Here is a 20,423-nt window from a genome sequence, read left to right on the forward strand (position 1 = left end):
GGCCGGACGACCCGCCGATCGGCGCCGTAGTGCTCTTCCGGGCGGGATGGGTCGTTCGGCCCTGTCGATCGTCCGGCGCGCCGCGATGTGCTGGAGTCCGACCGACCTCACGGGGTCCCGGCGTAGCCGAAGGAGGAACCATGCGTCCCCCGGCCGCCCGGCACGCTTCGTCTCCTTTGTGGATCCGCACCAGCCGACGAAGGTCGGCCTGAAAACGCGCGCTGATCCGCGAGGACGAGCGCGGAAAGCCCGGCGATCGCCCCGAATGCGAATGCGCTCAACCTTCTTCCCATGAGGTCAAGCCGACGCGGCCGCTCTCCTACCCCGGTAGGGCCGACCGGGACAGGAGAAAATGGCACCAGGTCCCGGACTGCGTCACTTGCTCCGGGCGCGCCGGGACCTTCTTCCCGAGCACCGCGACGCACGTACCGGAACCCGCCCCCGGCCACGCCAGACGCTGCGCAGCACCAGCAACGCGGCGACGGCTACCAGTTGCCCGCCCAGCACCACCCGGTTGATGTCGACGGCCGGGCGCCAGGACACCTTGCCGTCTTTGACCACGAACACGCCGAGGCCCCTGGCCGCGGTGCCGAATCCGCCACCCGTACCGGATCCCTCCGTCTCCCCGTCGTCCGGCGCCGTTCCGGCGCCACCTCCGCCTCCGCCCGCGACCTTGGCGACCGGCAGCACGAGCACACCGTCCTGGACGATCGGCTCGCCGAACACCCGGCCGGCCGTGCCGGCGTCCACGGCCCGCCGCAGCACCTCCAACACTCCCTTGTCCTCAAACACCTGTCCCACGCGAATCCTCCTTCCTCGTCGGAAGAGCCTTTCCCGGCCGGGAGCGACCGGGATGCCGGGCCAGAGTTGATCCACCGCGACCCGGCGATGACCGCCAGTCCCCCGCACAGACGGCCCGGCACCTCCACGACCAGCGCGGCCCGCCCGGTCTGCGCACCTGGAGCCACGGCCGGGCCGCCTCACCCGGCGAGCGATCGCAACAGGTCGTAGACGAGGAAGGCCGGCCAGACGATCGCCTTGAGGATGCCCACCACGCCGGCCCAGAAGTCGCCGGCCTGCTGGATGTACCAGACGAGCGCGCCGATCAGGCCGAGTCCGTACACGACGTTGCCCGCACCGCCGTAGCCACCGGCGCGTCTCGTCCGCGTGTTCTCACTCATCCCCGTCTCCCTTCCAGGCTCGTTCAGTTCCTCAGCGCCGGCTCAGTCGCTCCATCTCGGTGCGGATGTCCTCCTCCGACGGGTTCGAGCTGACGTAGACGTCCCAGACGTGAAACGCGAGCCCGATCCCCCAGCCCAGGAGCGGGAACATCGGCCAGTAGAAGCCGCCCGGCGAGGTGAGCAGCCAGATCGCGTTGAGGAACAGGTTCACCAGCACGTACGAGAGCACGTGGGCCTGCAGGTCTCGCTTCTTGCGAAGCCGGGTGACCGCCGCCTGGCGAAGGTCACTCATGGTGGTGAGATCCGGCTCTTCCGGAGTCATCGTCGGCCTCCCTCCGGTCGCGCGGCCGCGCGCCGCACGCTGTTCCCTTCCGTCAACGTACGAGGGGCCATCAGGGCCGGCCCAGAGCCGAAGGTCACGCCGCGCCGCCCTTGGTCCTGCCCCACTTCCCCACTCGGGATGGGGCGGTGCCGCGACGTCGCCCCACCCCGAGCGCCTCGCGACCGCCGATCGAGAACCGTCGTCATCCGGACGACCCGCGCCGGTAGGATCGACACCTCTGCCTGGCGGGCCCGTGCGGCCGTACGTTTGGCGGTACGGTCACCGGAAGGTGCTCGGCAACCCGGCCCCGGGGGGACGACGTGATCCGTGATCCGGCCTACTCGGTCGAGCCGTGGCAGTTGCGCGAGCGGTATCTCGACCACCGGCTGCTGGCCCGGTCGGAGTCGATCTTCGCCCTCGCCAACGGCTACATGGGCCTGCGCGGCAATCTCGACGAGAACGACCCGCACGCTCTGCCCGGAACGTACCTCAACTCGTTCTTCGAGCTGCGCCCACTCCCCTACGCCGAAGGCGGGTACGGCTACCCGGAGTCCGGCCAGACCATCGTCAACGTCACCGACGGCAAGGTGATCCGTCTGTCCGTCGACGACGAGCCCTTCGACGTGCGGCACGGGCAGCTGCGGCGGCACGAGCGGGTGCTCGATCTGCGCGCCGGTGTGGTGCGGCGCGAGGTGGAGTGGGTGTCACCGTCGGGGCGGGCGATACAGGTACGGTCGACCCGGCTGGTGTCCTTCGCGCAGCAGTCGATCGCGGCCATCGAGTACGAGGTCACGCCGGTCGACACCCCGGTGCGGGTGGTCGTGCAGTCGGAGCTGATCGCGAACGAGGCTCTCCCCGGCTCGCTCAAGGACCCTCGTGTGTCGGCGGTGTTGAGGGCTCCGCTGGTTGCCGAGGCGGCCTCCACCACCAGCTCCGGAGCCATGCTGACCCACCTCACGCGGGAAAGCGGCCTCCGCCTGACCGTCGCGATGGACCACGAATGGGCGGGGCCGCCGGGACTGCGGCGCACCAGCGAGGCGGACGCCGACCTGGCTCGGACCACGGTGACCGGGCGGCTCGCGCCCGGTGAGCGTTTACGCCTGGTCAAATTCCTGGCGTACGGGTGGTCCGGCCGGCGCTCGGCGACGGCGCTCCGCGACGATGTGGCCGCTGCGATCGAGGGAGCCCGATACGACGGCTGGCCGGGCCTGCTGTCGGCTCAGCGCGCCTACCTGGACGAGTTCTGGAACAGCGCGGACGTCGAGCTGGACGGCGACGCCGAGGTGCAGCAGGCCGTCCGGTTCGCGATGTTCCACGTTCTGCAGGCCGCGGCCCGAGCTCAAGATCGGCCCATCGCCGCCAAGGGGCTGACCGGTCCCGGCTACGACGGGCACGTCTTCTGGGACACCGAGCGCTTCGTGCTGCCGGTCCTGACCTATGTCCGGCCCGACGCGGCGGCCGGGGCCTTGCGCTGGCGGCACGCCACCCTCGGTCTGGCCCGCGAGCGCGCCGCCACCCTCGGCTGGTCGGGCGCCGCCTTTCCCTGGCGTACGATCCGAGGTCAGGAATGCTCGGGCTACTGGCCGGCCGGCACCGCCGCCGTGCACCTCGGGGCCGACATCGCCGACGCGGCGGTCCGCTACGTCAACGCGACCGGCGACCGGGCCCTCGACCGAAGCGTGGGCGTCGACCTGCTGATCGAGACCGCACGCCTGTGGATCTCGTACGGCCACCACGACCGCCACGGTGTCTTCCATCTCAACGGCGTCACCGGTCCCGACGAGTACACCGCCGTCGCCGACGACAACGTCTACACCAACCTGCTGGCCCGGCGAAACCTGATCGCGGCGGCCGACGCCGCGGAACGTCATCGCGAGCGGTGGGGCGTGCTCGCGGTCGACGACGACGAGATCGCGGCCTGGCGGGCGGCCGCGGCGGCGATGGCCGTGCCGTACGACGAGCAACTGGGCGTCCACCCGCAGGTCCGCGGCTTCACGTTGCTCCAGGAGTGGGACTTCGACGCGACTCGGGCCGACGAGTACCCGCTGCTGCTGCACTTCCCCTATCTCAACCTCTATCGCAGTCAGGTGGTCAAACAGGCGGATCTGGTGCTGGCGATGCACTGGTGCGGCGACGAGTTCACCGCGGCCGACAAGGCCCGGAACTTCCGCTACTACGAGCAACGCACCGTACGCGACTCCTCGCTGTCGGCCTGCACCCAGGCCGTGATCGCCGCTGAGGTCGGACATCTCGATCTGGCGCACGACTACATCGGCGAAGCGGCCCTGATGGACCTGCACGATCTTCATCGCAACACTCGCGACGGGCTGCACATCGCGTCGCTGGCCGGAGCATGGCTGTCCCTCGTCGCCGGGTTGGGCGGCCTGCGCGACCACGATGGAACCCTTTCCTTCGCGCCGCGGCTGCCCTCCCGGATCAGCCGTCTCGCGTTCTCCCTGCTCTGGCGGGGGCAGCGGTTGCGGGTCACCGTCCGCCCCCACGAGGCCACGTACGAGTTGTGCTCTCCCGGCGCCGCCGAGCTGGAATGCCGGCATCACGGCGAGCGCCTGCTCGTCACCGGCGCCGGCCCGGTGACCCGTCCGATCCCCGCTCTTGTCGCGCCCGGGCCCGCCCCGGTCCAACCGGCCGGCCGCGCGCCGCGGCGCCGCGAGACCGGCTGACCCGCGGTCCGGGGTTCTCTCTCCCCCCAGGACCGGCGCCTCTGCCGGGACCGGCCCGCGCCCCCATAGCGTTGACGACACCAGCACCCCGACACTGCCACCGGGCCCCGCTCCCGGGGCATGATCGGCGACTCCGGTGCCCTCAGAAGAGACCGAGAGGCTGATCGCTGTACGAGACCAGGAGGTTCTTGGTCTGGCTGTAGTGATCGAGCATCATGCGATGGTTCTCCCGCCCGATCCCGGAGATCTTGTATCCGCCGAAGGCCGCTCCAGCGGGGTATTGGTGGTAACAGTTGGTCCACACGCGACCGGCCTTGATGCCCCGGCCCATCCGGTAAGCGCGGGCGCCGTCGCGCGTCCACACCCCGGCGCCCAGGCCGTAAAGGGTGTCGTTGGCGGTGGCCAGCGCCTCCGCCTCGTCGGCGAACGTCGTCACCGCGAGCACCGGCCCGAAGATCTCCTCCTGGAAGACCCGCATCCGGTTGTGTCCGGCTCAGGCGGCCCGCTGAAGGCCGGCGAGCAGCTCGCTCACCCGGGCCTTGATCTCGTCGCGGATCGGGCGGACAGCGTCGAGGTTCTGCCCGGCGGGGTCGTCGAGCTTCCAGTCCTCGTAGCGCCGGCCGGGAAACACCGGGCAGGTGTCGCCGCAGCCCATGGTGACGATCACGTCCGAGTCCCGAGCCACCTCGTACTCGAGGATCTTGGGCTGTTCAGCGGTGATGTCGATGCCGACCTCGGCCATCGCGGCGACCGCGACGGGGTTGATCGCCTCGGCCGGCTCGGACCCGGCCGAGCGGACCTCGACGGTGTCGCCGGCGAGGTGGCGCAGCCAGCCGGCGGCCATCTGGGAACGGCCGGCGTTGTGGACGCAGACGAACAGAACGCTGAGTTTGGCGGTCATCGCGGGTCTCCTTCGGCGGTGGCGGGGTGTCCGACGAGGACGTCACCGGCCGCGCGCCCCGCGTCCGGATAGAGGGCAAGCACCAGCCCGGCGCCGATGGCCAGCCCGGCGAACTGGGCGAGCAGGAAGCCGGGGATCGAGGCGGGGGCGATGCCGGCGAACGTGTCGGTGAACGCGCGGCCGATGGTGACGGCGGGGTTGGCGAAGCTGGTGGAGGACGTGAACCAGTAGGCGGCGCCGATGTAGGCGCCGACCGCGGCCGGCGCGGCGGCGGTGCGGCCGGTGCGGGCGAGGGCGAAGACCAGCAGGAGTAGCCCGCAGGTGGCCACCACCTCGCCCAGCCACAGGTGCCCGCCGGTCCGTGTCCTGGTCGAGAGAGTGATCGGGTCGAGGTCGAACATCAGGTTGGCCAGCACCGACCCGGCGACCGCACCGGTCGTCTGCGCGGCAAGGTAGCCGGCGAGCAGGGTGGTGGGCAGGCCGGTGCGGGCGCGGCGTCCGAGCGCCCAGTCGGCGATGGAGACGACCGGGTTGAAGTGGGCGCCGGAGACCGGCCCGAAGATGAGGATGAGAGCGCCCAGCGCGAGGGCGGTGGCGATCGCGTTCTGCAGCAACTGCAGTCCGACGTCCCCCGGGGACAGGGTGCTGGCCATGATGCCGGAGCCGACGACGGCGGTGACCAGCAGCGCGGTGCCGAGGAACTCGGCGAGCAGCCGGCGCCCCATGGTCACGCCACCGCCCGGGCGAGGCGGTCGACGCGGCCGGCCAGGTCGGCGAAGGCGTCCTCGAAGGCCTGATCGCTGCCGGTCCGGACCGGGTCGGGCACCGACCAGTGCAACCGTGGCCCGTCCGCCGCGGGGGCGGGCAGGGCTTCGTGGGCATTGTCGCAGACCGCGATGACCAGGTCGCCGTCGCGGAGGACGTCGTCGACGTGGGCGGTGCCGGCCGGGTCGAGGGCAAGGCCGTGGCGGCGGGCGACCGCCACCGCTCCCGGGTGCACGGCCGGGGCCGGGTCGGTGCCCGCGCAGGCGGCCGGGACACCTGCGCGGTCGCGCCAGAGGGCAGCGGCGAGCTGCGACCGCGCCGAATTGCGTGTGCACACGAAGACCACCCGCCCGGCCGCGGCCAGGGCCGGCGGGGTCAGCGCGGCGAGCGTGGAGGACACCAGGCGTAGGTAGGCGCGGCGCCGGTCGCCTTCCGAGCGGGTCCGCGCGACCAGCCCGGCCGCCTCGAGGACCTTGACGTGGTGGGCGACCAGGTTGCTGGGCAGACCGAACCGATCCCCGATCTCACCCGGTGACGCGTCGCCGATCAAGAGCGCGTCGACGATCGCCAGCCGCGCCGGGTCACCGAGCGCGGAGTGCACCCGCGCCCGCCTCACCAAAGAAGTCTCGGCATCCATTGAGTCAATGATTGTTGAGATTTTTTGCGCGGTCAAGGGGTGAGTCACCACGTTCCCGGTCAGATCTGCGTACGCGCCCTCACCGGACGCCGAGATACCGGCTCACCGACGGCAAGGCCGGCATCAGGGTCAGGACGACACCCACCGCGCCATAAGCGGCCTCGAGCCACGATCGCGCCGGCAGACAGGCGATCTCCACGCCGATCCAGACGATCATGCCGAGGCCGAGGAGGATCGTCATGCTCCAGGACCAATGATGCCGTGTCAGCCGCTCGGCCGGCGCCAGCCAGGCCGTCCGCGGGCGGCACCGGATTCCGTACGCGGCGACGAGCGAGCCCAGGCCGAAGCCCAGGCCCAGCACGAACCCCGGCAGGACCCAGTTGCTGATCAAGGGAATCGCATCGAGCCAGGCGTCCGGCGGCGGCTCGCTCAGCCACCGGCCGGAAGCCATCTCCACGCCGCCCAGAACAGCGGTGACGCCGAGGAAGACGAGGAGGCCGAAAAGAGTTCGGACGGCCATCGGCCGGCCGCGGGCCACCGCCCGCTCTCGCGTGGTCATGCCTTCAGCCTCATCGTCCCGGCCCACGACCGGCCAGGGCCGAACTACCGGACCGTCCCGGACCTTCGTACGACGGGGCCTCGTGCTGACATCGCAGCGTCCGGCGGGGCCCAGCCTGCGCCCGTCTCCGCGGCTCGCCGACGAGCTATCGAGCTATCGAGCCATCGAGCCATCGAGCTATCGAGCTATCGAGCAGCCTTGCGCCGGGAAAGCACGAAATCCACCACGGCCGGGGCGAAGGCGGGACCGAAGGCGACCGTCTCATCCGCGCTGCTGTGGACGGCGAGCACGCTCACCGGTTCGGACGGCCGGCACCGTGCGGTGTCGTTCCAGCCCTCGGTGGCATTCCAGAAACGCTCACCCTGGTCGTCGACCGACCCTTCGGGGGTACGCGTAGATGCCCCGGCGCTCCGACTGCGGAGTCAGCCACAGGTAGGTCTCCAATTTCAGCGCCGAACCGGAGTGACGACCGGCGGGTGTCCCCTCCCTGCGACCTCTTCATCCCGAGTCGTTGGACAGGTAGCCGACGACCTGACCCCAGCTGTTGATGTCGACCGGGTACGCCCGCGGGCATTGCGGCTGTGGCGACGTGATGGAGGCGCAGGACGGAGTCCCTTCTCTTGCGGCGGTGAGCTCCCGGGCGATCAGATGACGTGCAGCGTGGTGTTCACGCCGAGATTGCCGCCGGAGCAGCGCACGCCGATCTGGTAGGTGGCCGGCGGGGTGGTGGCCGGCACGTGGTAGGACACGAGGAAGCGACCGCTCTTCGTACGCTCGACCGCCGGGCCGAACCCCTCCGGCGGGAAGAGCGCCGACACCGAGGTCAGCACGGCCGCCGCGTCGGCCGGGCAGGCCTTGGGCCCGGTGAACGGGACCAGGCCGCCGATCCGGACGGTGTCGCCCGGGCGGGCGCTGGGCGGTCGTACCCACAGCCGAGGATCCGGAGCGCCGTGAATGTCCGTCACGACGGCGTGCAGGTTGCCGTCCGGGGTGTTCACGTAACCGGCCACCCGGCCGTACTCGTTGATCATCGTTGCCCGCCCGACAAGCGCACCCAGATCGATGACGTCCCCGGATCGTGTCCAGACCACCGCGCCGGCCGCGTTCCCGACGATCAGCCCCCGGTTGTCGATGTCCGCGGCGCTCGTACCACCGTTGCCCGGCGCCGGCAGCCGCGTGGTGACCCCACGGAACCAGCGGGCGGCGCGGCTGGGGTCGATCGAGAAGTCGACGAACACGGCCTCCCCACGGTCATTGAGATCCACGGCGACACCAAGGCCGAGATCGGCGTACGTACGACCGGTCTTCACGAAGACGTGCCAGCCCGACCCGGGAACGTGCACCGAGCCGAGAACCTGACCTCGGTTGTTCACCCGGGTCGCCACGGCGGTGTCGGGGTCGCCGAAGGTCGGCACGAGCGTCACCAGACGACCGCGGCGCCACAACGCCGCTCCGTGGTCGGCTCCGTCGTGCCGCACGAGTGATCCGACGACGTCGCCGCGGTCGTTGATGTCGTTGGCGAACGTGCGATAGCCGTTGCCGGGCAGTCGCGTGCGGACGCCGTCGTGCCACCAGAACGCGTGCAGGCTGTCGTCGTCGTGCCCGGCGACCGAACTCTGGCCGATGACATCGCCACGCGCGTTGACAGCGGTCGCGGTGGCCGAGGTGCCGCCCAACGTCCCGATGTCGACGAGCCGGCCCTGCCGCCACAGGGCCGCGTGCTGGTGGGTGTCGCCGACGGTGATCGAGCCGGCGATGTCACCGCGGTCGTTGATCGCGGAAGCGGCGCTGCCCGCTCCGGGGGTCAGGTCGGTCATCACGCCGTCGCGCCACCGGAACCCGTGTGACGTCCCGTCGGCGGTCGGGCTGACGCCGACGACGTCGCCACGGTTGTTCAGTCCGGTGGGAATAGCATTCGCCCCGCCGAGCGTACCCAGATCGAGCCACGGATCCGGGACCGGCGAACGGGCCGCGACCGGCAGCGCGACCTCCGCCCGGGCCGGCAGGATCGCCGGAGAGACCGAGCCGGCCAGCAGAGCCGCGGTCACAGCGGCCAGACGCGTCGCAGCCGCGCGTTGTCGTCCGATCATCGGGGACGCTCCTTTCCTCGTACGTCCACGCAACCGGACGAGGCCGTGCGCGGCAGGGGTCGAAGGTCCCGGACACCTCCAAGAGCGTCTTCAGATGGCGTCAGGGTGGCGCGGAGCCGCCGGCGGCGATGCCTCCTCCTCGACCGGCGCGGTGACGGCTTCCCGGACGAGCGTGTGACCGGTGACGAGCAACGCGGCCAACATCACCGTGCCCAGCACCATCGGCGGCATCAACGGCGCGTCGCGGCCGAACAGATACGGGCCGTAGGACAGCAGGGACGCCGTCTGGACCAGCACCGGCACATACCAGAGCCGCGGACGGTAGAAGGCGAGCACCAGCGTCAGAACGTCGGCCAGATAGAAGTAGCGCTCGTGCATGCCGGGCACGGTGTACGGCACGAGGATGCTGAAGGTGGCCGCGGCCAGCACGATCCGCGCCGGCGTGAACTCGACACGACGCGCGACCAGCACGTAGCAGAGGCCGATGATCAGGGCCGCGGCGAGCGCGTAACCCACCGCCTTCAGGGAATCCACGCGGACGTCGACCGGAAAGAACACGAAGACCGACGGAGCGTTGGAGGTCAGGCCGGGTACGTGGATCGCCTGCCGCCCGGGGTCGTAGACGGTGAGCAGCTCCATCGGATCACGACCGGCCAGCAGGGCCGGCAGGTCGAGCGCCAGGTAGACGGCGGGTGCGGCCAGCAGTTGCCGCCACCGGATCCGCCCGGCCAGGACGAGCAGCAGCAGGAGCGGGAAGATGAAGATTCCCTGCGGCTTCAACGCCAAGGCGACGGCACACAGCGCGACGCCCCACCACGGCCTCTCCCGGAGGAGACAATAGACGCCGCCCAGGGCGAACGACGTCCACATGGAGTCGGTCTGTCCCCAGAACGAGGCATTGATCACGACCGTCGGCAGCAGCCCGGCCAGCAGTGCGGCGAGCATCGGGATCCGCCGTCCGGGCCACCGTACCGCCACCAGCCGATACACGAAGAACACCAGCAGGAAGTCGAACGCCACCCAGACCAATTTGACCTTGAGAACCATGGCACCGGGCAACACCGACGTCAGGGCCAGCAGGTAAAGGAAGGGCGCGTTGTAGTTTCCGATCTCTTCGCCCAGACCGTGCCACACCCCGGCCTCGGTCAGGTCCGCGTACCAGGCGAAGAAGGTACGCATGTCGATGGTGATCTCGCGCCGACCGGCGTACCGGGCCAGCACCGCCAGCAGAACAAGAACGGCGACCAGCACCGTCTCGGTCATCGAGGCACGCGCGGAGGGTTTGGCCATGAGGCCGGAACCGTAGTGCGGCCTGAACCATTCGACAACATGCGTTACTGATGGCGAACAATCACGTCCACTATGGATCTGAAGAAGTTTCCGGCTTGCTTCGCGCGGGCGGCGGGCGGATTACGCGACGAGGACCGCGGCACCGTCGACCAGGTCGGCGGTAAGGTCCTCCGGCCGTACCCAACGATCAGCCGGGTAACGACCTCGTGCAGCTGAGCGGCGGTGACCGTGGCTGCGCCCGGCGTCGTGCACACTGATCACAGACAGCCCTTGGTTCAGATGTTCTTCCCTAGACAAGAAGATCATCGATCAAGGGCTTCCCTTGATCAGCCAGGGTCAGCGTCCCCGTCCGGCACGTCAAAACTCAAGTTAAGTCACGACGCGACGAACGAGGTGATGAGCTCGGCGAGGGCCTGCGGCGCTTCCATCGGCACCTGGTGCCCGCTGTCGACCGTCGCGATCGTCGCGTGGGTCAAGTTGGGCATTGTCAGTTCGCGTTGCATGTCCAGGCCCCAGACCGGGTCGTGGTCGGCCACGATCACCAAGGTCTCGACGTCGATCGGTGCGGCCCGCGCGGTCCAGTCCTCGTAGATGCCTTCGTTCAGCCACGCGTCCCACGCCTTGCGGTTCATCCTCGCATAGTCCTCGCAGGAGCGATCGAACACCTCCTGCGGCAGGGGCACTGCGGTGCGGTCGCGGACGAACTTCTCGGCGTCCGCGCGGTCTCGGCGGCTGGCCAACAGCGACTCCCGCAGCTCCCGGCCGCCGACTTCGCGGCCCAGCGGCGTGGGGGTAACCAGCACCAGCTTCGCGGGCGGGTGCGCCAGTCCCAGCTCAGCGCCCGCGCGGCTGGCGAGGATCTGCATGATCTTACCGGTCATGGAGTGACCGACGAGCACGTAGTCGGTCAGGCCGAGCTCGTTGATCGTGGCGGCGAACTGGGCTGCCATCTCGGCCATCGTGTAGCCGGGGATGTCTTGCGCCTCGCCGTGACCGGGGGCGTCCACGGCAACGACCCGGAACTGTTGCGACAGTGAGGCGCTGGCCTCGATCCACTCGCGACGGGCGAAGCTGAACGAGTGTGAGGTCACGAGGGTGCGACCGGGGTGAGTCGCGTCTTCTGACTGCGGAGTGTCGGTGATGGGCAGCATGGGGTGGATCCTCCGGATGTCAGTGGTGCGCTGGATTGAGGGTGAATCCGCGCAGCGCCGCCCGGGCGAGCTGGACTGCTGCGCGTGCGTCGGTTGGCGCATGTCCTAGGAGCAGGCGGAATGTCGTCGGTCCGAACAGCAGGTCGATCATGGCGTCGGCGTCGGCGTGCGGATCGAGTTGGCCGCGGCTGACGCCGTTGGTCCACAGCGCGCGTAACGCGGCGCGCCGGGGCGCGAAGAAGCGGTCGTTGAGCAGTTCGGCGGTGCCGGGTTCCAGCACGGCGGCGGCGATGAGCTGGGCGAAGACAACTCCGTCGCGACCCTGGTACTGCTCGGCCAGCCGAGCCACGGCCTGGACGAGATCTTCCGCGGCATCTCCGGTTTCGGCCAGCGGCACCTGCTGGCCGATGCGGACGGCGAACGCATCGATCGCCAGTGCGGTGCGGTGTGGCCACCGCCGGTAGAGCGTGGGCTTGCTGACGCCGCTGCGCCGGCTGACGGCCTCGACGGTGCAGGCGGCCACACCGCCTTCCAGTAGAAGCTCGTTGGCGCTCTCCAGCGCGCGGGCCTCGTGTGTGCTTTCCCGGGGGCGGCCCGGCGAGCGAGTCATGGCCGCGCCATCTGGGGCGCGGTGGTTTGCAAGGCACCGTTGCGGTCTCCGGACACCTGCTGGGCGAGCGGTTCCAACTCCGCGAGCACGACGTCGTCGAGCACGACGTCCAGCGCCTTCACGTTGTCCGTCACGTGATCCGGGGTGCTGGTGCCGGGGATGGGCACGACCGGGATCCCGAGCCGGTGACTGCGGGTGTGGACCCAGGCCAGGGCGAGTTGGGCGCTGGTGACACCCAGGTTCTCCGCCGCCGCGCCGACTTTGGTCGCCAGACGTTGGTTGGCGATCGCATTGCCTCCCTGGAAGCGGGGATGCGCGCGCCGGGAGTCCGTCTTCACGAGCGAGGCGGGAGCGACGCTTCCGGTGAGGAAACCGCGTCCCAGCGGGGAGTACGCGACCAGTCCGACTCCCAGTTCGGCCATGGCCGGCGCGACGGCTTCGACGTCGCGGCTCCACAACGAGTACTCGCTCTGCACCGCGGTGATCGGGTGCACCTCGTGCGCCCGCCTGAGCTGGTCGGCATCGACTTCGCACAGCCCCAGATGGCGCACCTTGCCGGCCGCGACCAGGGCGGCCATCGCGGCCACGGTCTCGGTCAGGTCGACGTCCTGCGGTGGCCGGTGCAGGTAGTACAGGTCGATATGGTCGACTCCCAGCCGCAGCAGCGAGGCGTCACAGCTGCGGCGCACGTAGTCCGGCTCTCCCCGGACCCAGCGACGGTGGTCGCCGGCGGAGCGGTCGACCCCGAACTTCGTGGCCACGACCACCTCGTCGCGCCGGCCCACGATCGCCCGGCCGAGCAGCACCTCGTTGTGGCCGGCGCCATAGATTTCGGCCGTGTCCAGCAGGGAAACCCCGAGGTCGAGGGCTTGGTGAACGGCCGAGGTGGCCCGGTCCCAATCGGTCGGACCGTAGTGTTCGCTCATGCTCATGCAGCCCAACCCCTGGGCGGACACGTCGAGCGAGCCGAGCATGACATGATCCACAGCGATCTCCTTTACGTTACGACACGTAAAGTACGCCAAGGCTGCTCGTCCGGCAAGGTCGTCGATCGACCGAGCAGCCGCAATGCCGTTCAGGGACGAGCGGCTGGATCCGCGCGAAGATGTAGCCGCCGAGGAGTGCGCCCGCGCAGGGCCCGGGTGGCGAGCCAGCTTCCGAGCGGGATCAGCACGACGGCGGCAACGATGCGGAAGACCTGCGGTCCGGGGATGACAACCCGGATGATCGCGCCGAGCACGACGCCCGGAACGGATCCCGCGATCAGAAGGCGGGCGAGCCGACCGGTGAGCTGGCCGTTACGGCGGTACCGGGCCAGGGCGCCGGGGCCGGCCACGACGTTGTCACCGAACCGGACTGCTGAGCCCTCCCTGGCGACCGCCCGCGGCCAGCCCAGAGGCCAAATGATCGATCACGAACCGGGCGTCGTCCTCGATACCGTTGATGAACGACGAGCGACGCCGTCTCAGCATGGGCAGACCCAGCGCGTACAGGCCTGGCGGCTCGAGCACCCCACCCTCGTGCCGCAGCCGTCCCTTCTCGTCGACCACCGGCACGTCCAGCCAGTGGTAATCCGGGCGGTAACCGGTGGCCCAGACGATCGAACCGATCTCACCGCTGGTCAGGTCGAGCCGCAACCGCGGATCCGCCGGCACCCGGGTCGGCAGGAATTCCTCGGGCGGACCGACCTCGGCGTCGCGGCCGGTGGCCAGTTCCCACTCGTCGAATCCGGCCAGTAGGCGTTTCATCTTGAGGTCGGCCAGGGAGCACACGTTGCGCAAGCCGCCGGAGAACAGTGCGACACCGTCGCGCACTGCCGCCCAGCGACCGACCAGCTCGACGCCCAGACCGATCAGTTCGTTGAGGTCCAGCGTCTGCCGTTCCGGGGTGCCGACGAGCTGCGGCGACGGCAGCCGCCGGGCTCGGGTGAGGTCGTCGACCTGGTCGTAGCGTTGGTCCCAGACTCCGCTGACGTGCATCCACCAGAGGACGTCGCGGCGGCGGTAGACGCGCGGCAGCCGGACGTGCTCGCCCACCGACAGGATGACCGGCCGACCCGATCGCCGGATCTCGGCGGCCAGTTGAACTCCGGTGGCCGACGCGCCGACAACCAGCACTCCGCCGGGGGGAAGGTCGGACGGGTTGCGGTAGTCGAGCGGGGTCAGCCGGGCGATGGAGGCCGGCACCTCCGCGGCGAATGACGGCACCGCGGCCACGTTGCAGGCGCCTCCGGCGAGCACGACGGCCCGGCTGCGGATGTCACCCTGGCTCGTCGAGAGGTGGAAACCGTCGCCGGCCGCCCGCACCGAGGTGACGTCGGTGCGGGAACGTACCGGCGCCCGGCCGGCGACAGCGCAGTCCTCGATGAACCCGGCCACCTCGGCCGCTGACATGTAGCCGTCGGGATCAGGGCCGTCGTAGAAACGGCCCGGCAGGCTGTTCAGCCAGTTGGGGGTGAGCAGCCGCAGCGAGTCCCATCGTTCGCGCCGCCACGAGTTCGCCACCTCGCCACGCTCGAGGACGACGTGGTCGATCGACCGCTCGGTGAGGAAGTGGCTCGCGGCGAGACCGGCGTGGCCGGCGCCGACGACGATCGTGGTGACGCGTTCGATGGCTCGGCCCGCCTTCAGACGACCTCGACGGTGACGCTGGTCGGATTGGTCAGCGCGTCGTACACCGCCGAACGCTTCTGCGACTGCGCGACCAGCGCTTCGATCTCCTCCTTGGAGGCGTCGGCGTCGATGTTGAACGTCACCTTGATGTCGTTGTAGCCGTTGCGGACGTCGCTGTCGGCGCCGAGGATGCCGCGGATGTCGTGGTTGCCCTCGACGGTCGACTCGACCGAGCGCAGCTGGATGCCGCGGTTCTGCGCGACCGAGGCCACGCCCGCCGTCAGGCAGCTGGCCAGACCGACCAGGAGGTATTCGATCGGGGTGATGCCGTGGTCCTCGGCCGCGAACACCTCCGGGTGATCGGCGGTGAACGTCGACTCGGCCTTGTGGGTCTGCTCCTGCCCGAGCCCGAAGAACTTCTGCACGGTCGCGGTGCTGCGGACACCCTTCTCCCACCGCGACGACGCGCGCCAGACGAACTGTGCCGCCTCCGGCGCGCCCTTGAGCGCGTCACGCGCGTCGAGCAACGCCTGCACGTTGACCCCGTTGTCCACCGTCGTCATATCCGTTTGCTCCCTTTTACTCTAAGACCTATCAAGCCCATGGGTGTTAACGGCAAACATACTGGCCTGCACAGACGTCGTACAGCTATGCTCCCCGCATGGTCTCACCCTCGACCGATTCCATCGGCTCGGTCGGCAGCGTGGAGACCCGGTTCCTCGATCTTCCCGGTCCGCTGCGGCTCGACTGCGGAGACGAGCTACCAGCGGTACGCGTGGCCTACGAAACGTACGGGACGCTCTCCCCTGAGCGCGACAATGTCATCCTCGTCTGCCACGCGCTCAGTGGCGACGCCCACGCGGCCGGCCACTCGATCACCCCGCCGGACGCCGGCACCCGCGACGGGTTCGCGGCGGAGCGCCGCGACGGCGCCGCCGGCAAGGCCCTCGGCTGGTGGGACGGCATGATCGGGCCCGGCAAGGCGTTCGACACCGACCGGTTCCACGTGGTGTCGACGAATCTGCTCGGCGGCTGCAAGGGCACGACCGGCCCCTCGTCGATCAACCCGAACACCGGCAGGCCGTACGGGGCGGACTTCCCGGTCGTCACCGTGGCCGACATGGTGCGCTGTGAGCGGGCCTTCCTGGACGCGCTCGGCATCGACCGGCTGGCCGCCGTCGCCGGTGGCTCGCTCGGCGGCATGCAGGCACTGCAGTGGGCGGTCCAATACCCGGATCAGGTCGACGCGATCGTGGTGATCGCCTCCACGCACGCGCTGCACCCGCAGGGCGTCGCCTGGAACGCGATCGCCCGCGAGGCGATCATGCGGGACCCGGCGTGGCAGGGCGGCGACTACTACGGTACGGGCCACGCGCCCGAGGCGGGCATGGGTGTGGCCCGCATGGTCGGCCATATCACCTACCTCTCGGCGTCCGCGCTGACCGAGCGGTTCGGGCGGCGGCTGCAGTCCGCCGACGACATCCGGTACACCCTCGAGCAGCCCGAGTTCGAGATCGAGAGTTACCTCGATCATCAGGCGGCCTCGTTCGTGCGGCGCTTCGATGCCAACACGTACCTGCGGCTGTCCCGGGCCCTGACCTACTTCGATCTTGCCCGCGCGTACGGGAAGGGATCGCTCGCGGACGCGCTGGCGGGGATTTCCGCGCGTACGCTTCTGATCGCCTTCAGCTCCGACTGGCTCTATCCGCCGGCCGCGTCCGAGGAAGTCCGGGCCGCCCTGACCGCCGCCGGCAAACCGGTGGAATATCACCTGATCGACGCACCGTACGGCCACGACTGCTTCCTGCTGGAGGAAGCACGGCAGATTCCCATCGTCCGCAGCTTCCTGGAAGAGGAACGACCGGCATGAGCACACCTCGCACCGAGGAAGCCCACGATTTCGGGTTCGAGACGCGCCAGCTGCACGCCGGCCAGCGGCCGGATCCGAACACCGGCGCCCGCGCGGTGCCGATCTTCCAGACCACGAGCTACGTGTTCGAGGACCCGGAGTCGGCCGCCGCGTATTTCAACCTTCAGGAGTACGGCAACACCTACTCGCGGATCATGAATCCGACGGTGGCCGTCTTCGAGGAGCGGGTGGCCAACCTCGAGGGCGGCTCCGGTGCGGTGGCCTTCGCCAGCGGCATCGCGGCCCAGGCAGCCGCCCTGTTCACGCTGCTCGAGCCGGGCGATCACGTGGTGGCGTCCGCGGCGCTGTACGGCGGAACCGTCAACCAGCTCAAGCACCTGCTGCGCAAGATGAACGTGGAGCTGACCTGGGTCGATCCCGACACCCCGGACGCCTGGCGGGCGGCCGTGCAGCCGCGGACCAAGGCCTTCTTCGCCGAGACCATCGGCAACCCCGGTGGGAACGTCCTGGACATCGAGACGGTGGCCGGCATCGCCCACGAGCACGACCTGCCGCTGATCGTGGACAACACGTTCGCGACACCGTACCTGTGCCGCCCCATCGAGTGGGGCGCCGACATCGTCGTCCACTCCGCGACGAAGTTCATCGGCGGGCACGGCACCACCATCGGCGGCGTGGTGGTCGAGGCCGGCACCTTCAACTGGTCCAACGGGCGATTCCCGGTGGTCGCCGACCCGTCCCCGGCCTATCACGGCCTGCAGTTCCACGAGACCTTCGGAACGTACGGCTACCTGATGAAACTGCGCGCCGAGACTCTTCGCGACCTCGGCGGCGCCCTGGCCCCACTGAACGCGTTCTTGTTCCTGCAGGGGCTCGAGACGCTGTCACTGCGAATGGAACGCCACGTCGCCAACGCCCAGCGGGTCGCGGCGTTCCTGGAGTCGCACCCGCTGGCCTCCCGCGTCAGCTACCCGGGGCTGGCCTCCAGCAGCTATCGGCCGCTGGTGGAGAAGTATCTGCCGCTCGGGGCGGGGGCGGTCTTCTCGTTCGACTGCGCCGGCGGCCGGGAGGGCGGGCAGGATCTCATCCGCGGCGTCTCGCTCTGGTCGCACCTGGCCAACGTGGGTGACGCCAAGAGCCTGATCATCCACCCCGCCAGCACGACGCACCGCCAGCTCAGCGACGAGGAGCTGCGCGCCGCCGGAGTCGGCCCGGGCACGGTCCGGTTGTCGGTGGGCATCGAGTCGGTGGAGGATCTGATCTGGGACCTGGAGCAGGCGTTCAAAGGGGTGACCGGATGACTGATCTCACGCGCTATCAGAACCCGTCGACCATTCAGCAGCTGCTGTACACGACGAAGACCATCGCGATCGTGGGCCTGTCCAACAATCCGCTGCGAGCGAGCTACTTCGTCGGCTACTACCTCAAACGGCACGGCTTTCAGGTGATCCCGGTCAACCCCCGAGAGCCCGAGATCCTCGGCGAGACCAGCTATCCGAGCCTGGCTGACGTACCCGCGCCCATCGATCTGGTGAATGTCTTCCGCGCACCGAGCGCGCTGCCACAGATCGCCCAGGACGCAGTCGCGATCAGCGCCAAGTCGCTGTGGACGCAGTTCGGTGTCATCAACACCGAGGGCGCCCGGATCGCCGAAGAGGGCGGCCTCACGGTGGTCATGGATCGCTGCCTCAAGGTCGAACACGCGAGGTACGCCGGACGGATGCACTGGCTCGGCTTCAACACCCAGCGCATCACCTCGGTCCGCACCGGCCTGCAATAGCCGGTGGGATCGTACGAATCCGTGGCTCGGTCCGCTCAACCGCCCCGAATCGCAGGCCACATAGGTCTCGACGCCGCGCGCCCAGCACGTCCAGCGCTCGCTCGCGAATCATGCAGGGGTCCTGCACCGCGACCAGTGGCCAGCCGCCCGCGCCGCTCGACAGGAGTCGTCGACGTGCACCACCTGATGACCGGCGCGCAGCAGACTCGCGGCGGCCGCGGCTCGGTAGCCGGACGCGCAATGCACCCAGATCTCACGGCCGCCCGGCAGCTCGGGCATGCGAATTTCATGCCGCCGCGCATGCGCACCGGCCGGTTGGAGCCCCGAGCCGCGCCAGATACTGGGGGGTCATGACCGGCAGGTCACCTCGATCAGGGTGCGGTTCACGTACTGTGGTGTGAGCCGTAAACGACACTGGGCGTTCGCCGACAGCCACAGTGGGATGTGCACGAGCGTCTGTCCGGCGGCCATGGTGACGGTGAAATCCTCGTCATTGGCGTAGGGGTGGATAGGTACATCGGAGTCCGCTTGACTGGTGATCGTCAGCGGGATTGGCAGCGGCGCGCGCAGTTCCACCTGCGCGTGTCCGTGGATTGACTCGCCTCTCTCTACGGCCCATTTGACTCGCTTGGCCAGTTCGGGGTCCAGCGCGCCGGCTTGAACCGGTTCCGGGCTCATAGTGACGGTCAGCGACCCTATCCGCAACGGCCACAGCGATGCCGCCTCCAATGTCCAGTACACCTGCGGGCCGCCCGATTCGTTGTATATTTCATGGTTTTCGGTCGTTACCCCAGAGCGGTCCTGTTTGACGGTGACGACGAAGACCGCGTCGTCCACGATCGGCTCGACCGGTGGGGCCGACACCGGTGGCAGGTCGAGCGTCTGGCGGACCAGCGCCATCTCGGCGAGTAGCCGGGCGCTCATCCCGATCGAGTCGAGTGCGGCCTGCTTCACCTCGTACCGGGCCCGCCGTCGGCGGTCGCGGCCGGCCAGCCGGCCGAGCACCGTGGTATCGCGGCGCATCAGTGCGGTGGTCGCCTCGTGGCTGTGTTCGCTGGTCCGCAGCGCGTCGAACGCGTTAGCCATGGCGTGCTCCTCGACCCGGGCCAGGCTGGCCGGCCCCGCATTCCGGCGGCCCAGTCCCAACAGCACCAGGAGCAGGTACCGCTCGGCGACCGCCTGTTGCAGCGGCCCACGCGCGGCCGCCGTCGCCTCGACGAACGCGTCCCGGGCACGGCCAAGATCCTGCTCCCGGGTGGAACCGTGGCCGGCCGTGGCGTCAAGCAGGTACCGTACCCCGCGCCGCAGGGCCACGCGGTAGGCCTGCTCGAGCAGTTCGTCCAGGCTGTTCTCGATGCGGTCGAGCCGCTCGTCGATGTGTGACTCCGACGCGGCCAGTGCCCGGACCAACTCGCCGGAGAGCTGACCGGCCTCATCGACGCCGGTCAGTGACTTGACCAGTGCCGCCGCCCCGTGGCTGCCAGCCAGGATGAGCAGGGCCGAGATTGGTTCCATGGTGGAACTCCACCAGACCCATTGGCGGAACACAATGTCCACGGCGACCGTCTCCGAGTGAGGCCCGCGCGCAGCGGCAAACTCCTGGCGGCTCCGGCAGTCAGCAGCGAGGCCCGGTCATGTCACCCTTCGGGTAGCTCGAACTGACCGATGCCCAGGACGTGGTGGACGTCCCAGGGCGTGACCTCGAAGGCACGATGGCCGGCGGCTACCATCGGCTCGCTCCGGCACAGCTCGTGGACGATCTCCTCGGGTAAATGCCCGAAGACGATGATGCCGAGGGTACGGTCGGGGCTCGGGCCGGCCATCAGCACCCGACCGGCGATCTGCTGCTCGCGCATCCAGGTCAGGTGGCGGGCGAGGGTTCCGTCTTCGATGGCGCCGGCGATCGCCGTACGCTGGTCCGCTCGCCAGCGATGCACGGTGAGATACCACATTGGTCTGCTCCTTCAAGGGTGC

General features: G+C 69.6%; 21 protein-coding genes and 1 pseudogene. 4 read left to right on the forward strand and 18 right to left on the reverse strand.

Annotated features, from left to right (window positions below; translation table 11 throughout):
- Positions 1 to 375: 375 nt before the first annotated feature.
- From ACGFIO_RS37480 to ACGFIO_RS37490, 3 genes are all read right to left on the reverse strand, one after another.
- Positions 376 to 801: a spore germination protein GerW family protein gene (locus ACGFIO_RS37480; protein WP_392834270.1), complete on the reverse strand. Its 426-nt coding sequence runs from the start codon at positions 799 to 801 to the stop codon at positions 376 to 378.
- A gap of 179 nt (positions 802 to 980) precedes the next feature.
- Positions 981 to 1,181, reverse strand: coding sequence for a hypothetical protein (locus ACGFIO_RS37485; protein ID WP_392834272.1), 201 nt, complete (start codon positions 1,179 to 1,181; stop codon positions 981 to 983).
- Between the two features lie 31 nt (positions 1,182 to 1,212).
- Positions 1,213 to 1,503, reverse strand: a complete 291-nt coding sequence (locus ACGFIO_RS37490; protein ID WP_392834274.1) for a 2TM domain-containing protein — start codon at positions 1,501 to 1,503, stop codon at positions 1,213 to 1,215.
- Between the two features lie 320 nt (positions 1,504 to 1,823).
- Between ACGFIO_RS37490 and ACGFIO_RS37495 the strand changes: the two genes are divergently transcribed.
- Positions 1,824 to 4,184: a glycoside hydrolase family 65 protein gene (locus ACGFIO_RS37495; protein ID WP_392834277.1), complete on the forward strand. Its 2,361-nt coding sequence runs from the start codon at positions 1,824 to 1,826 to the stop codon at positions 4,182 to 4,184.
- Between the two features lie 142 nt (positions 4,185 to 4,326).
- On the opposite strand, the pseudogene ACGFIO_RS37500 reads toward ACGFIO_RS37495, so the two are convergent.
- From ACGFIO_RS37500 to ACGFIO_RS37560, 13 genes and pseudogenes are all read right to left on the reverse strand, one after another.
- A pseudogene (locus tag ACGFIO_RS37500) lies at positions 4,327 to 4,674 on the reverse strand (aldehyde dehydrogenase family protein); the annotation flags it as partial.
- Positions 4,675 to 4,677: 3 nt separating this feature from the next.
- Positions 4,678 to 5,085 (reverse strand): arsenate reductase ArsC, encoded by a 408-nt coding sequence (locus ACGFIO_RS37505; protein WP_392834279.1) that lies wholly within the window; start codon positions 5,083 to 5,085, stop codon positions 4,678 to 4,680.
- A complete protein-coding gene (locus ACGFIO_RS37510; RefSeq protein WP_392834433.1) occupies positions 5,082 to 5,810 on the reverse strand; it encodes an aquaporin in 729 nt (242 codons plus the stop codon). The genes ACGFIO_RS37505 and ACGFIO_RS37510 overlap by 4 nt, the downstream gene beginning before the upstream one ends.
- A gap of 2 nt (positions 5,811 to 5,812) precedes the next feature.
- Positions 5,813 to 6,466 (reverse strand): MarR family transcriptional regulator, encoded by a 654-nt coding sequence (locus tag ACGFIO_RS37515; protein ID WP_392834282.1) that lies wholly within the window; start codon positions 6,464 to 6,466, stop codon positions 5,813 to 5,815.
- Positions 6,467 to 6,566: 100 nt separating this feature from the next.
- Positions 6,567 to 7,046, reverse strand: a complete 480-nt coding sequence (locus ACGFIO_RS37520; protein WP_392834284.1) for a hypothetical protein — start codon at positions 7,044 to 7,046, stop codon at positions 6,567 to 6,569.
- A 644-nt stretch (positions 7,047 to 7,690) separates the two neighbouring features.
- Positions 7,691 to 9,136, reverse strand: coding sequence for a hypothetical protein (locus ACGFIO_RS37525; protein WP_392834286.1), 1,446 nt, complete (start codon positions 9,134 to 9,136; stop codon positions 7,691 to 7,693).
- Between the two features lie 90 nt (positions 9,137 to 9,226).
- Complete coding sequence (locus ACGFIO_RS37530; protein WP_392834289.1) at positions 9,227 to 10,426, reverse strand: glycosyltransferase 87 family protein; 1,200 nt, start codon at positions 10,424 to 10,426, stop codon at positions 9,227 to 9,229.
- Positions 10,427 to 10,800: 374 nt separating this feature from the next.
- Positions 10,801 to 11,577, reverse strand: a complete 777-nt coding sequence (locus ACGFIO_RS37535) for an alpha/beta fold hydrolase (protein ID WP_392834291.1) — start codon at positions 11,575 to 11,577, stop codon at positions 10,801 to 10,803.
- A gap of 19 nt (positions 11,578 to 11,596) precedes the next feature.
- A complete protein-coding gene (locus tag ACGFIO_RS37540; protein WP_392834293.1) occupies positions 11,597 to 12,187 on the reverse strand; it encodes a TetR/AcrR family transcriptional regulator in 591 nt (196 codons plus the stop codon).
- Positions 12,184 to 13,173 carry an aldo/keto reductase gene (locus ACGFIO_RS37545; protein WP_392834296.1) on the reverse strand — a complete coding sequence of 330 codons (990 nt, stop codon included), beginning with the start codon at positions 13,171 to 13,173 and terminating at the stop codon, positions 12,184 to 12,186. Before ACGFIO_RS37545 ends, ACGFIO_RS37540 begins: the two co-directional genes overlap by 4 nt.
- An 89-nt stretch (positions 13,174 to 13,262) precedes the next feature.
- Positions 13,263 to 13,523: a TSUP family transporter gene (locus ACGFIO_RS37550; protein ID WP_392834298.1), complete on the reverse strand. Its 261-nt coding sequence runs from the start codon at positions 13,521 to 13,523 to the stop codon at positions 13,263 to 13,265.
- A 7-nt stretch (positions 13,524 to 13,530) separates the two neighbouring features.
- Positions 13,531 to 14,817 (reverse strand): NAD(P)-binding domain-containing protein, encoded by a 1,287-nt coding sequence (locus tag ACGFIO_RS37555; RefSeq protein WP_392834434.1) that lies wholly within the window; start codon positions 14,815 to 14,817, stop codon positions 13,531 to 13,533.
- Positions 14,814 to 15,362, reverse strand: coding sequence for an OsmC family protein (locus tag ACGFIO_RS37560; protein WP_392834301.1), 549 nt, complete (start codon positions 15,360 to 15,362; stop codon positions 14,814 to 14,816). The genes ACGFIO_RS37555 and ACGFIO_RS37560 overlap by 4 nt, the downstream gene beginning before the upstream one ends.
- 98 nt (positions 15,363 to 15,460) lie before the next feature.
- On the opposite strand from ACGFIO_RS37560, the gene ACGFIO_RS37565 reads away from it, so the two are divergent.
- From ACGFIO_RS37565 to ACGFIO_RS37575, 3 genes are read left to right on the forward strand one after another with little or no spacing between them, the layout of a single operon-like run.
- Positions 15,461 to 16,669 (forward strand): homoserine O-acetyltransferase, encoded by a 1,209-nt coding sequence (locus ACGFIO_RS37565; RefSeq protein WP_392834302.1) that lies wholly within the window; start codon positions 15,461 to 15,463, stop codon positions 16,667 to 16,669.
- Positions 16,666 to 17,970, forward strand: a complete 1,305-nt coding sequence (locus ACGFIO_RS37570) for an O-acetylhomoserine aminocarboxypropyltransferase/cysteine synthase family protein (RefSeq protein WP_392834304.1) — start codon at positions 16,666 to 16,668, stop codon at positions 17,968 to 17,970. Before ACGFIO_RS37565 ends, ACGFIO_RS37570 begins: the two co-directional genes overlap by 4 nt.
- Complete coding sequence (locus ACGFIO_RS37575) at positions 17,967 to 18,449, forward strand: CoA-binding protein (protein WP_392834306.1); 483 nt, start codon at positions 17,967 to 17,969, stop codon at positions 18,447 to 18,449. The genes ACGFIO_RS37570 and ACGFIO_RS37575 overlap by 4 nt, the downstream gene beginning before the upstream one ends.
- Before the next feature lie 348 nt (positions 18,450 to 18,797).
- On the opposite strand, the gene ACGFIO_RS37580 is transcribed toward ACGFIO_RS37575, so the two are convergent.
- Entirely contained in the window at positions 18,798 to 19,859 is a 1,062-nt protein-coding gene (locus ACGFIO_RS37580; RefSeq protein ID WP_392834308.1) for a hypothetical protein, read from the reverse strand.
- Positions 19,860 to 20,086: 227 nt separating this feature from the next.
- On the reverse strand, positions 20,087 to 20,401 hold the full coding sequence (locus ACGFIO_RS37585; protein ID WP_392834309.1) for a YciI family protein: 315 nt from the start codon (positions 20,399 to 20,401) through the stop codon (positions 20,087 to 20,089).
- Positions 20,402 to 20,423: the final 22 nt, after the last annotated feature.

This window comes from Actinoplanes sp. NPDC049265 (assembly GCF_043197135.1).
In the GTDB taxonomy this organism is placed as follows: Bacteria; Actinomycetota; Actinomycetes; order Mycobacteriales; family Micromonosporaceae; genus Actinoplanes.